We start from the raw sequence: 16369 nt of genomic DNA, 5'->3' as shown, positions 1-16369 counted from the left end.
TCTTAAGCCAGACGCGGGTTAACTTTATCGGCATCGATGTTGAATTTGGTGATCGCTTCCGCCACCACTTTCTTATCGATTTCGCCGCGTTTAGCCAGTTCACCCAGTGCTGCAACCACGACATACGATGCATCCACTTCGAAGTGGTGACGCAGGTTTTCACGGCTGTCTGAACGACCGAAGCCATCAGTACCCAGCACACGGTAATCGCTCGCCGGTACGTAGCTACGAACCTGTTCTGCGAACAGTTTCATGTAGTCAGTTGACGCAACGGCCGGCGCGTCATTCATCACCTGAGCGATGTAAGGCACACGCGGGGTTTCAGTCGGATGCAGCATGTTCCAGCGCTCGCAATCCTGACCATCACGCGCCAGTTCAGTGAACGAGGTCACGCTGTAGACGTCAGAACCGATACCGTAGTCTTTCGCCAGGATCTGAGCCGCTTCACGGACGTGACGCAGGATAGAACCAGAGCCAAGCAGCTGCACTTTACCTTTGCTACCTTCAACCGCTTCCAGCTTGTAGATACCCTTACGGATACCCTCTTCCGCACCCTGCGGCATCGCAGGCATGTGGTAGTTTTCGTTCAGCGTGGTGATGTAGTAGTAAATGTTTTCCTGCGCTTCGCCGTACATACGCACCAGACCATCATGCATGATGACAGCCACTTCGTAGGCATACGACGGATCGTAAGAGATACAGTTCGGGATAGTCAGCGACTGAATATGGCTGTGACCATCTTCATGCTGCAAGCCTTCACCGTTCAGGGTGGTACGACCGGAGGTGCCGCCGACGAGGAAGCCGCGCGCCTGTTGGTCGCCTGCCAGCCACATCAGATCACCAATACGCTGGAAGCCGAACATCGAGTAATAGATGTAGAACGGAATCATTGGCAGATTGTTGGTGCTGTAAGAGGTCGCCGCCGCCAGCCAGGATGAACCTGCGCCCAGCTCGTTGATCCCTTCCTGCAAAATCTGGCCTTTTTCATCTTCTTTATAGTAAGCAACCTGCTCACGGTCCTGCGGGGTGTACTGCTGGCCGTTTGGGCTGTAGATACCAATCTGACGGAACAGACCTTCCATACCAAAGGTACGGGCTTCGTCCGCGAGGATCGGCACCAGACGATCTTTGATCGACTTGTTCTTCAGCATCACGTTCAGCGCACGCACGAAAGCGATGGTGGTAGAGATCTCTTTGCTCTGCTCTTCCAGCAGCGCGCTGAACTCTTCCAGTGCCGGCATTTCCAGCTTCTCGGTGAAGTTTGGCTGGCGAGTCGGCAGGTAGCCGCCCAGCTTCTCACGCTGACCGTGCAGGTAGTTGTACTCTTCTGAGCCTTTTTCGAAGGTCACGTACGGCAGTTTTTCGATGTTTTCATCAGCTACCGGCACATTGAAGCGATCGCGGATGTAGCGAACGCCATCCATGTTCATCTTCTTCACCTGGTGAGCGATGTTTTTACCTTCGGCGGTGTCACCCATACCATAACCTTTGATGGTATGTGCCAGAATCAGCGTCGGCTGGCCTTTGGTGTCCTGCGCTTTTTTCAGTGCCGCGTAGATTTTCTTCGGATCGTGACCACCACGGTTCAGGGCGAAGATCTCTTCGTCTGACCAGTCTTTCACCAGCGCAGCAGTCTCCGGGTATTTACCGAAGAAGTGCTCACGCACGTAGGCACCGTCGCGTGATTTGAAGGTCTGATAGTCGCCGTCAACGGTTTCGTTCATCAGCTGGATCAGTTTACCGCTGGTATCTTTCTTCAGCAGCTCATCCCAACGTGCGCCCCAGATCACTTTGATCACGTTCCAGCCAGCACCGGCAAAGATGCCTTCCAGCTCGTTGATGATCTTACCGTTACCGGTGACCGGGCCATCCAGACGTTGCAGGTTACAGTTGATGATGAACACCAGGTTGTCCAGTTTTTCACGGACAGCAATGGTGATCGCACCTTTAGATTCCGGCTCATCCATCTCACCGTCACCCAGGAAGGCGTAAACGGTCTGAGCAGAGGTGTCTTTCAGACCACGATGATCCAGATATTTCAGGAATTTCGCCTGGTAGATCGCATTCAGTGGGCCAAGGCCCATGGATACGGTCGGGAACTGCCAGAATTCCGGCATCAGTTTCGGGTGCGGATAAGAAGAAAGACCGTTGCCATGCACTTCCTGACGGAAGTTGTTCATCTGCTCTTCGGTCAGACGGCCTTCAAGGAACGCACGAGAGTAGATACCCGGAGAGATATGGCCCTGGAAGTAGACCAGATCGCCGCCATCTTTCTCGCTACGCGCACGGAAGAAGTGGTTGAAACACACTTCATAGATAGTCGCGGAAGACTGGAAGGATGAGAGGTGACCACCCAGCTCCAGATCTTTCTTCGACGCACGCAGTACCGACATGATGGCGTTCCAGCGGATTGCGGAACGGATACGACGTTCAAGCGAGGTGTTGCCCGGATAGTCCGGTTCATCTTCAACGGCAATAGAGTTGATGTAGTTGCTCACGGCAGAAGAACCTGCTGCAACTTTTACGCCGCCCTTGCGTGCAGCACTTAATACCTGGTCAATCAGATACTGCGCGCGCTCAACACCTTCTTCACGGATGACCGATTCGATCGCCTGTAGCCAGTCACGAGTTTCGATCGGATCCACGTCATTGTGTAAACGTTCTGACATGGGGTGTATTCCTTATCTGTGTCTAATACGTTGAATTGTCAGGAGCCTGTCTGCTTGTGCTTTGCTTCAGTTCACAGCACAAGAAGACAGGCCCGTCGCTTTTTATCCGCACGTTCGTTGCCGCGCGTTATTCCTTACGTTGCTGTAAACGACGCAGGGAGCGTTCACGACGACTCTGCTCCCGACTTCTATCCAGCAAGATTTCCTCAATGAACGCCAGGTGACGGTGTGATGCCTCGCGTGCTTGTTCTGGCTCACGAGCCACAATCGCCTCAAAAATACTGGCGCGGTGACCGCTCACTTTCGCCAGCATTTCCCGGCGAGCGTAGAGCAATTCAAAATTCTGACGGACGTTTTGTTCCAGCATAGGGCCCATAGAACGCAGCAAATGCAAAAGCACCACATTATGGGCCGCTTCTGTGACAGCGATCTGATACTGCATCACGGCGTCGGCTTCAGCGTCGAGATCGCCGCTGTCCTGGGCCTGCTGGATTTGAACATGGCAGTCGCGAATGCGTTGCAGATCCTCATCCGTACCACGCAACGCCGCGTAATACGCAGCAATGCCTTCCAACGCGTGGCGGGTTTCCAGCAGGTCAAACTGAGATTCCGGATGTTGGGCAAGCAGGCTGACCAGCGGGTCGCTCAGGCTTTGCCAGAGATGCTTTTGAACGAAGGTGCCGCCACCCTGACGGCGCAGCAGCAACCCTTTCGCCTCAAGGCGCTGGATCGCTTCACGAAGAGAAGGACGTGATACATCGAATTGTTTGGCGAGTTCGCGCTCGGGTAGCAGCTTCTCTCCTGGCCGCAGAGTCCCTTCCATAATCAGGGATTCCAGCTGCTGCTCAATGGCATCGGAGAGCTTTGGTTGGCGAATCTTACTGTAAGCCATCGTCCCTTCTTATTGTGACTGACGTCCGGAGTAAATTGGTAATACCAATTGCCAAAAGTTGCCGGTAAAGTAACAAAGTATTCACCTTGTGTCTATATGGCAGCCGTCACACTTCAGGGGATTATCATTGGTTAAATGCGCTAAACGGCTGGGATAAAGACAGAAATAGAGCTGCGGGACGAATTGTTAACAGAATCCGCTTTTACCAAACCTTACACAGGCTTAGCGTATCCCTTCCACACTCACCATAAGGGAAAGCTATTCGTGTTTATTACCAATTCATGTCAGAAATACCGCGTCAGCGCGGCAGTGGATGCTGCTGCTTTTCCAGGCGTCTCTTAGCACAAAAAGCAAAAGCAGGTGCAAAGCGTCGCGCTTATCACTATTCTGGTCGCCAAGGTAGCTCACGTATGCACACAGCACGCCAGATACCGTAAATAAATGAGTACGTTATGTAAAAATAGCCTTACATTGGGCGAAAAATAACAACATCACGAGGTTCGTATGGAACAACAGCATGGCGACACGCTGCACCGCGGCTTGAAAAATCGCCATATTCAGCTGATTGCGCTGGGTGGTGCCGTAGGTACTGGTCTGTTTCTGGGTAGCGCTTCAGTCATCAAATCTGCCGGCCCGGCCGTTATTCTGGGCTATGCAATTGCCGGATTTATTGCCTTTCTGATTATGCGCCAATTGGGCGAAATGGTAGTGGAAGAGCCGGTTGCCGGTAGCTTCAGCCATTTTGCCTACAAATATTGGGGCAACTTCGCCGGTTTTGCCTCTGGCTGGAACTACTGGGTGTTGTATGTACTGGTTGCCATGGCCGAGTTAACCGCCGTGGGTAAATATATCCAGTTCTGGTGGCCCGACTTCCCCACCTGGGCAACCGCCGCCATCTTCTTTGTCGCGATTAACGCCATCAACCTGACCAACGTGAAAGTGTTTGGTGAGATGGAGTTCTGGTTTGCCATCATCAAAGTCGTTGCGGTCATCGGTATGATCCTGTTTGGCGGTTGGCTGCTGTTCAGCGGCAATGGCGGCCCGCAGGCGACCGTCAGCAACCTGTGGAACCAGGGTGGCTTCCTGCCGAATGGCTTTGGTGGGTTGGTGATGATGATGGCGATCATTATGTTCTCGTTTGGCGGTCTGGAGCTGGTGGGGATCACCGCTGCGGAAGCCGACAACCCGGAGCAAAGCATCCCTAAAGCGACCAACCAGGTGCTGTGGCGTATTCTGATTTTCTATATCGGCTCACTGGCGGTGCTGCTGTCGCTGCTGCCGTGGACTCGCGTCACCGCTGATACCAGCCCGTTTGTACTGATTTTCCACGAACTGGGTGATGCGCTGGTGGCGAATGCACTCAACGTGGTGATCCTGACGGCGGCACTGTCGGTGTATAACAGCTGCGTTTACTGTAACAGCCGCATGTTGTTCGGCCTGGCGCAGCAGGGCAATGCCCCGAAAGCCCTGTTGAAAGTCGATAAACGCGGTGTACCGGTGGCAACCATTCTGGTGTCTGCGGTAGCAACTGCCCTCTGCGTGCTGATTAACTACCTGATGCCTGGCGAAGCCTTCGGCCTGTTGATGTCCCTGGTGGTTTCGGCGCTGGTGATTAACTGGGCGATGATCAGCCTCGCTCACCTGAAATTCCGTAAGAAGAAAGACCAGCAGGGCGTTACCACGCGTTTCCGCGCCATCCTTTACCCGCTGGGTAACTGGATCTGCCTGGTGTTCCTCGCCGGTATTCTGGTGATTATGGCGATTACTCCCGGCATGGCGATTTCTGTCTGGCTGATTCCGGTTTGGCTGGTAGTACTGGCTATCGGCTACGCGATTAAAAACAAAGCGCAGCAAGCGTAAATCTGCCCACTCTGCCCGTCCTTGATCGGCGGGCAGAGATCTTCCTTCTTTAGATCTTCCTCACACTTTTTTCCGCCCAGGTGTTTTGTCCATCATCCTGACCAAATGGTCCCCGCCAGATTGCTGATTTTCCGCTAATAATTTTCCCACTGGTTATTACTGGAGAACAACAATGAAAGGAACCGCGCTCTCATTTCGGGAAAAGCTGGGATACGGCATGGGCGATGCCGGATGTAACATGATTGGCGGGGCCATCATGCTCTTCCTTAACTATTTCTATACCGATGTGTTTGGCCTCGCACCGGCGCTGGTCGGCACCTTATTGCTTTCCGTGCGGGTACTGGATGCGGTGACAGACCCGATTATGGGTGCCATTGCCGATCGCACGCAAAGCCGCTGGGGCCGTTTCCGCCCCTGGCTGCTGTGGATCTCCGTCCCTTATGTTCTGTTTAGCGTGTTGATGTTCACCACTCCGGACTGGAGCTATGAAAACAAGGTCATCTGGGCCTTTGTTACTTACTTTTTGATGTCATTAACCTACACCGCCATCAATATTCCTTACTGCTCGCTGGGTGGCGTCATCACGAATGATCCGGGTGAACGCGTCTCCTGCCAGTCATACCGTTTTGTCATGGTCGGGGTTGCCACATTGATTTTGTCCCTGTCGCTGTTGCCAATGGCCGAGTGGTTTGGCGGCGACAACAAAGCGCGTGGTTATCAGATGGCGATGAGCGTGCTGGCACTGATTGGCCTGGCGATGTTTCTGTTCTGCTTTGCCACAGTACGTGAGCGTATCCGCCCGGCGGTACCCACCAATGATGATTTGAAAAACGACCTGCGTGACGTGTGGAAAAATGACCAGTGGGTACGCATTCTGCTGCTGACATTCTGCAACGTCTGCCCGGGTTTTATCCGCATGGCCGCTACCATGTATTACGTCACCTGGGTAATGGGTCAGTCGACCCATTTTGCCACCTTATTTATCAGCCTGGGCGTCATTGGCATGATGCTGGGCAGCACGCTGGCAAAAGTGCTGACCGATCGCTGGTGCAAATTAAAAGTGTTTTTCTGGACGAACATCGCCCTGGCGCTGTTTTCCTCTGGTTTCTACTGGATCAACCCGCATGCCACTCTGAGCGTGGTGATCGCCTACTTCCTGCTGAATATCCTGCATCAAATTCCTTCACCGCTGCACTGGTCGCTGATGGCCGATGTTGATGATTATGGTGAGTGGAAAACCGGCAAACGCATTACCGGCATGAGCTTCTCTGGCAACCTGTTTTTCCTCAAAGTCGGTCTGGCCGTCGCCGGGGCGATGGTCGGTTTCCTGCTCTCCATCTATGGCTATGATGCCGGGGCGAAACAACAATCAGACCAGGCAATCAACGGCATTATGCTGCTATTCACCGTTATTCCTGGCGTTGGTTATCTGATCACCGCCGGTGTCGTCCGTCTGCTGAAAGTGGATCGAAAATTGATGCGTACCATTCAGGACGATCTGGCGTTGCGCCGCGCGAACTTTCGCGATCTGCAAACATCACGTCCCTCCTCTGCCGCCGTTATCGAACCCGGAGAAATTAAATGAGTCATTCCTGGCCTAATCCCTTTATCACGCAACGTGCTGATCCTTTTATTCTCCGTCATGACAACGGATATTACTTTGTCGCGTCAGTGCCTGAATATGATCGTCTGGAAATACGTTATGCAGCCACGCTGGCAGCACTGCCCGAGGCTGAACCGGTTGTGGTTTGGCACAAACCGGACACGGGACCGTTTAGTGCACTGATTTGGGCACCCGAGCTGCATCATATCAACGGCCAGTGGGTGATCTATTTTGCTGCTGCCCCCACGCGTGAAATTAAAGATGGCTTGTTCCAGCACCGCATGTACGCGTTGGTTTGTAGCGATGTTGACCCGCTGACCGGCCACTGGCAGCCGGTGCGTCGGGTGCATACGCCGTTAGACAGCTTCTCACTCGACGCTACGCATTTTGTTCATCAGGGAAGAAACTGGTATCTGTGGGCGCAGAAAGATCCCGCTATCCCAGGTAACTCGAATCTTTATCTCGCTGAATTGCTTAATCCCTGGACGCTGAAAGGCACGCCACAGATGCTGAGCCGCCCGGAGTATGAATGGGAATGCGCCGGATTTAGCGTGAACGAAGGTCCGGCGGTGATTCGTCATGGTAAGCGGTTGTTTGTCACCTACTCCGCCAGCGCGACGGATGAAAACTATTGTCTGGGAATTCTCAGCATTGATGCGGATGCCGACCCACTGCAAGCAGCCGCGTGGCAAAAATCAGCGCGCCCGGTCTTCAACACCAGTTGGGACAATCATCAATACGGACCAGGCCACAATAGCTTTACCGTCGACGAACAAGGGAAGGATGTACTGGTTTATCACGCGCGTAACTACACGGAAATTGAGGGCGATCCGTTATGGGATCCTAATCGCCATACGCGGTTGAAATACTTTGCCTGGCGTGAGGACGGCACACCGGATTTTGGTGTGCCGCCCGCCGATCACACCAGCGTACCGTAGATGGTCAACAGCGCTACCACCACCACCAGCACCAGGGAAATGCGTTTTGCCAGCGCAACAGCCACGCGCGGGGTTTCCACTTTATCAACATGGGGATCCCGCGCCAGGGAGAACTGCGCCAGACTGGTCAACACCTGATATTGCGAGCGATGCCAGTCAGTCAGCGAGGCGAACCAGGCGGGCAACGCTCGCTCACCATGCCCCAGTAACGCGTAGGCAACGCCTGCAAGACGTACCGGAATCCAGTCCAGCAGATGTAGAATGCGGTCAACACCTGATTGCGCGCGTTCCAGCGGAGTATGATGCTTTGCCAGCCAGCTTTGCCAGGCTCGCAGAAAGGCGTAGCCCACCAGCAGCACTGGCCCGTAAGGACCGCCCACCACGAACCAGAACAGCGGGGCCAGATAAAATCGGAAGTTAATCCAGATCAGCGCGTTCTGAAGCTCACGCAGAAATTCGCGCTCGCTGCACTCAACCGGCACCCCGTGAATCAGCGTCAGCTCTGCCGCCATCGCCTGATGCGCCGCCTGGTCATCGTGACTCGCCGCTTTCAGATAAGTGTGATAATGCAGGCGTACCGAACCTGCGCCAATACACAGCAATCCCACGACAATCCAGAACAACAGCTGCACCACACCAAAAAGCAACCCTTTCAGGCTCCAGACCAGCAGCCAGACAATCAGCATGGCGATAATTGTCATCACCAGAGTGCGAAGCAGCGAAAAATGCCGACGACCACGAAACAATGGCTCCAGCCGATGATCCAGCTGCCAGTGCTCACCCAGCTTAAACAATCGTTCCCAACCTAAAACCAATAACAAGCTAAACAACGTCATACCTGCTCCTGCTGATTCAGGGATTCTCCCGCTTTAAGGCATGTTTATAGCGTACCCAGTCAAATGCCGGTCCCGGATCGGTTTTACGTTCCGGCGCAATATCACTGTGTCCGGTGATACGTTCCGCTGTCAGCGGATAGTGTTGCATCAATAGCTCGGTTACCTGTGCCAGCGTCGCATACTGTGCATCGGTATAGGGCAGAATATCGGTGCCTTCCAGCTCTATCCCCATCGAAAAATCATTACAATTTTCCCGACCGTCAAACTGCGATGCCCCCGCATGCCAGGCTCGCTGGTCAAAGGAAACATACTGCACCAGTTCACCGTCGCGCCGGATCAGACAGTGCGCAGCCACACGTAAATGGGCAATATCGGCAAAATAAGGATGCGCATCCGCAGGCAGAGTCCCCGTGAACAGACGATCAATCCACGGGCCGCCAAATTCGCCGGGCGGCAAACTGATATTGTGAATAATCAGCACCGAAGGTATTTCATTTTCCGGCCGCTGATTGAAGTGCGGTGAAAGCACCTTACGCGCACTGCTAATCCAGCCATCTTCCAGTTTCATGCCGTTTTCCCTACGTTGAGGTCAGGCTGAGAATAACATGATTCTTTCCGGGAGCTTGTGAGTTAATGCGAAAGGCAGAGGAAGTTAAGGATACTAAACATTTCATCGCCATGAACTGGCATTGACGCAAAAATCAGGCTAAGGTGTGCGCTCATTCTCTCGTCATCTGGAGCAGAAATAGTATGGCATCGCGTCGTTACGATCCCGATCATCGTCGTCAGGCATTGATCAGGCGCATTGAGCAGGACATCCCGGAAGCCGTTGCCGCTGCACTTCGGGAAGACTTAGGCGGCGAAGTGAATGCCGATCGTGACATCACAGCGCTATTGCTCCCGGCAGACAAACAAGCCGAAGCCAAAATCATCACACGCGAAGCCGGTGTTTTCTGTGGTAAACGCTGGGTGGAAGAGGTCTTCATCCAACTGGGTAATAAAATCACCATCACCTGGCATGTTGAAGATGGGCAAACCCTGACCGCTGACCAGTTGTTGTTTGAACTCCAGGGTCCGGCACGTCTGCTGTTGACGGCGGAACGCACCGCGCTGAATTTTGTACAAACGCTCTCTGGTGTGGCAACCGAAGTCAGTCATTATGTGGCCTTGCTGGCAGGTAGCAATACGCAGTTACTGGATACACGAAAAACCTTACCGGGGCTGCGAACCGCCCTTAAATATGCCGTGCTCTGCGGGGGCGGTAGTAATCATCGTCTCGGTCTGTCTGACGCCTTTCTGATTAAAGAGAACCATATTATCGCCAGTGGCTCGGTGCGCCAGGCCGTGGAGAAAGCGTTGTGGCTGCACCCTGATGTGCCGGTCGAGGTCGAAGTTGAAACGCTGAATGAGCTGCGGGATGCGCTGGATGCGGGTGCCGACATCGTGATGCTCGATAACTTCAGTCTCGAGATGATGCGTGACGCTGTGGTGCTGACACAAAAGCGCGCATTACTCGAAGTGTCCGGCAACGTGACAGAAACGACACTGCCGCAAATTGCGCAAACCGGGGTGGATTATGTCTCGGTAGGAGCGTTAACCAAACACGTACGCGCACTTGATCTCTCCATGCGTTTTCGCGAAACCTGATAGTCCCGTCGCGGTGCGCTGCACCGCGAATCTGCGAGGTTGCTTCCAGTTCCCTGTTCAGCAGACTGCAAATGCGGATCTTTTCTGCGTAACGTTTCCAGCCGTTTGATTTCATCGCTTTTTCTTTCCTGCCCCCTTTTTTACCGTGACGGCTCCACAACAAGGAGCCTGCTTATGGAACGACAACGTGGTTTTACCCTCATCGAATTAATGATTGTGATCGGCATTGTGGCCATCCTTAGCGCAATCGGTGTTCCGGCTTATCAAAATTATCTACAACGCGCCGCTCTGACGGATATGTTACAGACGATGGTGCCTTACAAGACGGCGGTGGAACTTTGTGCCATTGAACGTGGTGGCCCTGCTCAATGCCAGGCAGGTGATCGGGGGATACCGGCAGCCAAAGGTTCGCGTTATGTCGCGACACTTGCCGTCATCAACGGTGTCATCACGCTGACCGGGCAGGAAAGCCTGTCAGGATTAACGGTGGAGATGCAACCGGTGTGGAACAGCACCGATGGCACGCTTGACTGGCAACGTAGCTGTAACAGCGACAACAGCACCCTGCGCGAAAACTGCCTGGAACAGTTCCGCTTTGCTGACAAAGGTGGACGTCATGGAGAAGCCTGATGACATGCTCAAGACGCTGTGTCGGCGTCATAACGCGATAATCCTGCATCATGATGACACTTTGCTGCGCGTGGCTGTGTCCGGTACACCTGAACCGGCGCTGCTGGAGGCACTGCAATTTGCCAGTCAGTGCAAAGTCGAGGTGGAGTGCTGGCCAGCCGCCCGAATCGAGCAGCAACTCCACGAGCCGGGGCGTTCTGAGGTGCCCAAAGAACAGGCTGCGGTGGAGTCTGCCATCAACGCAGTGGAGTATATTCTGCGCCAGGCATTACAACGTCGTGCATCCGATGTCCATTTTGAGCCACAGCATCACGCGTTGCGTGTTCGGCTGCGTATTGATGGTGTCCTGCACAAGCTGGCGCAATTACCCGATGCTCAACCCGCTGCGGTGCTGGCCCGGCTGAAAATTCTCGGCGGGCTGGATATTGCTGAACGACGATTGCCACAGGATGGGCAATTTACTCTGGAACTGGAAGGGAAGCAGGCCGCCTTTCGTCTCTCCACCTTACCCATCAGCCACGGAGAGAAAGCGGTTGTACGTTTAATGCAGAGCGAAAATAGCGCGATTGCGCTGGATAAACTCGGCATGCCGACCAGCCAGTTGCGTCAGTTCAGCACGGCACTGGCGAAACCACAGGGGTTGATTCTGGTAACCGGTCCAACCGGTAGCGGCAAAACCTTCACCCTTTACAGCGGATTGAGTGCACTCAATGTGCCGGAAAAAAACGTCTGTAGTGTTGAAGATCCGGTGGAAATTCCGCTTGAAGGTATCAACCAGACACAAATTCAGCCCCGCAGTGGGCTGGATTTTAATCTGGTGTTGCGCGCCTTATTGCGCCAGGACCCGGACATCATCATGGTGGGTGAAATACGTGATGCGGAGACGGCGGGGATTGCCGTCAAAGCCGCGCAAACCGGTCATCTGGTCCTCTCTACGCTGCATACCAACTCAACCGCTGAAACCCTGACGCGGCTACGGCAAATGGGGATCCCCGGCTATCTGCTAGGTCCGGCGCTGCAACTGATTGTTGCACAACGGCTGGTAAGACGCCTGTGTATACATTGCCGCCAACCGGGGCAGGCAATTGCTCACCTGCCCCCCGAATTATGGCCGGGAACGCTTCAGACCTGGCGGGCTCCGGGGTGCGACCACTGTTTTTCTGGCTACTATGGGCGGTTGGCACTTTTCGAACTCCTGCCCATGACCGCCAAATTGCAGAACGCCATCTCTGCTGATATGCCATTGGAGCATCTGCTCTCACTGGCAAATCAACAGGGAATGAAAACGCTGGTCGCCGCCGGACTGGAAGCGGTCAGTCGAGGGGAAACCTCACTGGAAGAGATGCAACGCGTGGTTGGATTGGGCAATGGCTAATCTCTATCATTTTCGCTGGCAGGCACTGGATAGCGCGGGTTTACTGCAAAACGGTGAATCATTAATCTCCACCCCGGATGCACTGCTGCACCAGTTGGCGGATCGTGGAATGATGGCCGTGAGTTGGAAACGGGGGAAGTGCTGGCGTGCGCGCGACTGGAAGTGGCAGCAAAAAAGCAACCTCATCCAACAACTTGCCACGCTGCTCAAGGCAGGACTTCCTCTGGCAGAAAGCCTGGCTCTGCTTGCCGAAGGACATCCCGATATTGGCTGGCGTACATTACTCAGAGGGTTGCAGCAACGGGTGCTTGCAGGAGTACCCTTTTCCCAGGCATTACGCGACTGGCCGCAAATTTTCCCGCCGTTGTTTCCGGCATTAATGCAGGTGGGAGAACTTACCGGGCAATTAGACGAATGTTGCCGCCAACTGGCGCAGCAGCAAACCGGCCAACAGCTTTTGCGTCAGAAAGTGGTCAAGGCACTGCGCTATCCATTGTTCATAATGTTGGTCGCGATAGCAGTGAGTGCTGGCATGCTGCTATTTGTCTTGCCGGAATTTGTCTCGGTGTACGCCAGCTTCGATGCACCACTCCCGGCACTCACTGCCGGTGTGATGGCATTATCAGCCTTGCTACAGGCGGTTGCTTTACCGTTACTGTTGACCTGCGGAGCCGTTGCCATTCTGGTTCAACAATTTTATCGACGCTCTCCCGGCTGGCAGCGTCAATGCCAGCTTTGGTTATTACGGCTGCCATTGCTGGCACCGCTATGGCGCGGCAGCCAACTCACGCAAATTTATGACATTCTTCAACTGACACAGCGGGCCGGCCTGACCTTACTGCAAAGTTTGCAAGCGGTTGAAGTCACACTGGCTGCCCGACTCTGGCGTGAGGCTATCGGGGAATTGCAGCAACATATTGCCGCTGGCGCACCCTTGCATCAGGCTCTGCTACAACATCAATTGTTCACTCCCCTGTGTGCCCAACTCATCAAAGTGGGTGAAGAGGTGGGTGCTTTAGATGTCATGCTGTCACGCCTGGCGGAATGGCATCGGCAGAATACGCTGAGCCGCGCAGAGTCTCTGGCCGCAGCACTTGAGCCCATGATGATGGTCGTTATTGGCGGCATCGTGGGGACACTGGTGATTGCGATGTATCTGCCGGTATTTGGCCTGGGTGATGCTATTCGCTGATGGGCGTGCATTTTTATTCGCAGCGGCTTGATTATTCGCGCAATTTTGTACACGAAGTCAGAAAAGGTCGCGCGATAAATCGCGCCGCTACCGTTGAATCAGCGAGTAAACACCCGATTTTCCTGTTCCGCCACCCGAATAAAAGTGGTGCGTTTGGTCAGCTCTTTGAGTCTTTCCGCCCCAACATAAGTACATGCCGATCGCAGGCCACCGAGGATATCTTTAATCGTGTCGTCAACCGGACCACGCAGCGGCAGCCGAACGGTTTTTCCCTCTGCCGCACGGTACTGCGCAACACCACCAACATGGCGCTTCATGGCTGATTCTGAACTCATGCCATAAAACAGCATAAATTGCTCACCCTGCTCCTCAACGATAGTGCCTTCACACTCATCATGTGCCGCCAGCATACCGCCAAGCATGACAAAATCGGCTCCGCCACCAAAGGCTTTGGCGATATCACCCGGTACGGCACAACCGCCATCACTGACGATCTGCCCCCCCAGCCCATGAGCAGCATCTGCACATTCAATCACGGCTGAAAGCTGCGGATAACCCACCCCAGTTTTCACGCGTGTGGTGCAGACTGAGCCGGGACCAATACCCACTTTTACGATATCCGCACCAGACAAAATCAGTTCTTCCACCATTTCCCCGGTGACCACATTACCGGCACAAATCGTTTTATCCGGGAAACTCTCGCGCGCACGTTGCAGGAACGCGACAAAGTGCTCGGAATAACCATTAGCAACATCGATGCAGATAAAGTTAAGTTGAGGTGAAAGCGCCAGAACGGCACTGAGTTTGCTGAAGTCTGCTTCTGACGTACCGGTAGACACCATTACATGCCCCAGCACAGATGTGGGCACGCGCTGAATAAACGCCTGCCAGTCTTCGACGCTGTAGTGTTTGTGCACGGCGGTCAGCACGCCAAATCCTGCCAGCGCTTCTGCCATAGTGAAAGTACCGACCGTATCCATATTAGCGGCGATAACCGGTACGCCAGTCCAGCTTAGAGCAGAGTGTTTAAAGGTAAAAGTACGCTCGAGTTCAACATCAGAACGGCTTTTGAGAGTGGAACGTTTAGGGCGGATCAGTACGTCTTTAAAGCCCAGTTTTACATCTTCTTCAATACGCATAACGGGTGTCCTGGTTAGTGGCATCGAACCTCAGTTCGGGTAGCGCTCACGGCTCCAGTGTCGTTATCATACGCGCCATTCGTTCTGCGACAAGACTGCGAATTTCACTTTATTTAAGCTACAATCCGTTAAATTTAGCTGAGAAAATCGATTGTGATCCTGCTCTCATCTTGCCTTAAGTTTTACGCAGGTTGTGGCAGCATGACGGTGCAGATTCCAGGAAAACGCTATGCCTTTTACCGTTGCGCTAACGGGTGGCATTGGCAGTGGTAAATCCACCATCGCCAATGCCTTCGCGGCGCTGGGTGCCGAGATCATCGACGCCGACTCCATTGCCAGAGAAGTAGTTGAACCGGGTACGCCAGCATTGCAGGCGATCGTTAAACGTCATGGCGAATCGATCCTGACGGCAGAAGGCACGCTTTATCGTGCACGGTTGCGCGAAATTATTTTTCAGCAGCCGCAGGAAAAAAACTGGCTGAACCAATTGTTGCATCCATTAATTAATGCGCGAACTCAGCAGTTAAAGGCACTCACTACCTCACCTTATGTGCTGTGGGTAGTGCCGTTGCTGGTGGAAAACGGCCTGCAACATCAGGCCAATCGCGTGCTGGTGGTGGATGTGGATGAGGCAACCCAATTGCAGCGTACGCAACAACGCGACGGGATATCCCTCGCGCAAGCCCAAAATATTCTTGCCGCGCAGGCCAGCCGACAACAGCGCCTGGCCGTCGCGGATGACATCATCGATAATAGCGGCACGCCTGATGATGCGCTGCCGCGTGTTGCTGAACTTCACCAGCGCTACTTGCGTCTGGCCGCAGCAGAACAGGATTAACACCATGAGTACAGTCGTTCTGTTTGAACATCCCCTGAATGAGAAAATGCGTACCTGGTTACGCGTCGAATTTCTGCTTAACCAATTGCACGAAACCATCCCCGTCTCCAGTTCCGTTTCCGCGCTGGGTGTCTTCCGCATTCTTGCCGATTTGCTGGACATCTTCGAACGGGGTGACATGCGCACTGAACTGCTGAAAGAACAGGAACGCCAGCAGCAAAAGTTGCGCGCCTGGCTCGATGTCCCGGGAGTGGATCTGCAACGAGTGCAGACGTTAAGTAAGCAGCTAAAACAGCAATCGAGTGAGCTGTTACAGGCACCACGTATGGGCCAGCAATTACGTGAAGATCGCCTGATCGGGCTGGTTCGTCAGCGCCTGAGCATTCCTGGTGGTTGCTGTAGTTTTGATTTGCCCGGCCTGCATATCTGGTTGCATCTCGAACAACCGATGCGTGATGCGCAAGTCAACGCCTGGCTGGAATCGCTTAATCCACTGCGTAACAGCCTTGCGATGATCCTTGATTTAGTTCGCCAATCGGGTGTGTTTCGCAATCAAACCAGCCTGAACGGGTTTTATCAGGATAACGCCGAAGGTGCTGATTTGTTGCGGTTGCAACTCACACTGGAAGATGCCTTATATCCGCAAGTCTCCGGCCATAAGAGCCGTTATGCCATTCGCTTCCTGCCGCTGGACAGTGAACGTGGTGAAGTACCCGAACGACTTAACTTTGAACTGGCCTGTTGTTAGAG

The 16369-nt window shown here is 53.8% G+C and carries 14 protein-coding genes; 9 read left to right on the top strand and 5 right to left on the bottom strand.

Annotated elements, in window-relative coordinates; all coding sequences use genetic code 11:
• Positions 1 to 2: 2 nt before the first annotated feature.
• Both aceE and pdhR read right to left on the bottom strand, forming a co-directional pair.
• Positions 3 to 2669, bottom strand: coding sequence for a pyruvate dehydrogenase (acetyl-transferring), homodimeric type (gene aceE / locus CTZ24_RS03595; protein WP_208724796.1), 2667 nt, complete (start codon positions 2667 to 2669; stop codon positions 3 to 5).
• A 127-nt stretch (positions 2670 to 2796) separates the two neighbouring features.
• Positions 2797 to 3561: a pyruvate dehydrogenase complex transcriptional repressor PdhR gene (gene pdhR / locus CTZ24_RS03590; RefSeq protein ID WP_021184716.1), complete on the bottom strand. Its 765-nt coding sequence runs from the start codon at positions 3559 to 3561 to the stop codon at positions 2797 to 2799.
• Positions 3562 to 4065: 504 nt separating this feature from the next.
• Between pdhR and aroP the strand changes: the two genes are divergently transcribed.
• From aroP to CTZ24_RS03575, 3 genes are all read left to right on the top strand, one after another.
• Positions 4066 to 5421, top strand: coding sequence for an aromatic amino acid transporter AroP (aroP, locus tag CTZ24_RS03585; protein WP_208724795.1), 1356 nt, complete (start codon positions 4066 to 4068; stop codon positions 5419 to 5421).
• Positions 5422 to 5593: 172 nt separating this feature from the next.
• Positions 5594 to 7006, top strand: coding sequence for a glycoside-pentoside-hexuronide (GPH):cation symporter (locus CTZ24_RS03580; RefSeq protein ID WP_208724794.1), 1413 nt, complete (start codon positions 5594 to 5596; stop codon positions 7004 to 7006).
• Entirely contained in the window at positions 7003 to 7962 is a 960-nt protein-coding gene (locus tag CTZ24_RS03575; RefSeq protein ID WP_208724793.1) for a glycoside hydrolase family 43 protein, read from the top strand. The genes CTZ24_RS03580 and CTZ24_RS03575 overlap by 4 nt, the downstream gene beginning before the upstream one ends.
• On the opposite strand, the gene ampE is transcribed toward CTZ24_RS03575, so the two are convergent.
• Entirely contained in the window at positions 7944 to 8798 is an 855-nt protein-coding gene (gene ampE / locus CTZ24_RS03570; RefSeq protein WP_021184720.1) for a beta-lactamase regulator AmpE, read from the bottom strand. The genes CTZ24_RS03575 and ampE overlap by 19 nt on opposite strands.
• A gap of 16 nt (positions 8799 to 8814) precedes the next feature.
• Positions 8815 to 9366 carry a 1,6-anhydro-N-acetylmuramyl-L-alanine amidase AmpD gene (ampD, locus tag CTZ24_RS03565; protein ID WP_208724792.1) on the bottom strand — a complete coding sequence of 184 codons (552 nt, stop codon included), beginning with the start codon at positions 9364 to 9366 and terminating at the stop codon, positions 8815 to 8817.
• 182 nt (positions 9367 to 9548) lie between these two features.
• Here ampD and nadC point away from each other — a divergent pair, with 182 nt between their 5' ends.
• The 4 genes from nadC (at position 9549) to hofC (ending at position 13642) form a co-directional block, all read left to right on the top strand.
• Positions 9549 to 10445, top strand: coding sequence for a carboxylating nicotinate-nucleotide diphosphorylase (nadC, locus tag CTZ24_RS03560; protein ID WP_208724791.1), 897 nt, complete (start codon positions 9549 to 9551; stop codon positions 10443 to 10445).
• A gap of 174 nt (positions 10446 to 10619) precedes the next feature.
• Complete coding sequence (gene ppdD / locus CTZ24_RS03555; RefSeq protein ID WP_021184723.1) at positions 10620 to 11075, top strand: prepilin peptidase-dependent pilin; 456 nt, start codon at positions 10620 to 10622, stop codon at positions 11073 to 11075.
• Complete coding sequence (gene gspE / locus CTZ24_RS03550) at positions 11062 to 12450, top strand: type II secretion system protein GspE (RefSeq protein WP_208724790.1); 1389 nt, start codon at positions 11062 to 11064, stop codon at positions 12448 to 12450. Before ppdD ends, gspE begins: the two co-directional genes overlap by 14 nt.
• Positions 12443 to 13642 carry a protein transport protein HofC gene (gene hofC, locus CTZ24_RS03545; protein ID WP_208724789.1) on the top strand — a complete coding sequence of 400 codons (1200 nt, stop codon included), beginning with the start codon at positions 12443 to 12445 and terminating at the stop codon, positions 13640 to 13642. Before gspE ends, hofC begins: the two co-directional genes overlap by 8 nt.
• A 98-nt stretch (positions 13643 to 13740) precedes the next feature.
• Here hofC and CTZ24_RS03540 read toward each other — a convergent pair whose 3' ends face one another.
• Positions 13741 to 14781 (bottom strand): GMP reductase, encoded by a 1041-nt coding sequence (locus tag CTZ24_RS03540; RefSeq protein ID WP_208724788.1) that lies wholly within the window; start codon positions 14779 to 14781, stop codon positions 13741 to 13743.
• A gap of 229 nt (positions 14782 to 15010) precedes the next feature.
• Here CTZ24_RS03540 and coaE point away from each other — a divergent pair, with 229 nt between their 5' ends.
• On the top strand, positions 15011 to 15619 hold the full coding sequence (gene coaE / locus CTZ24_RS03535; RefSeq protein ID WP_208724787.1) for a dephospho-CoA kinase: 609 nt from the start codon (positions 15011 to 15013) through the stop codon (positions 15617 to 15619).
• 4 nt (positions 15620 to 15623) lie between these two features.
• Positions 15624 to 16367 carry a cell division protein ZapD gene (zapD, locus tag CTZ24_RS03530; protein ID WP_208724786.1) on the top strand — a complete coding sequence of 248 codons (744 nt, stop codon included), beginning with the start codon at positions 15624 to 15626 and terminating at the stop codon, positions 16365 to 16367.
• Positions 16368 to 16369 lie beyond the last annotated feature (2 nt).

Source organism: Pantoea phytobeneficialis (genome assembly GCF_009728735.1).
Lineage (GTDB): Bacteria > Pseudomonadota > Gammaproteobacteria > Enterobacterales > Enterobacteriaceae > Pantoea > Pantoea phytobeneficialis.
The sequence above is the reverse complement of the archived record's forward strand: the minus strand, read 5'-3'. Positions and strand labels throughout refer to the sequence as shown.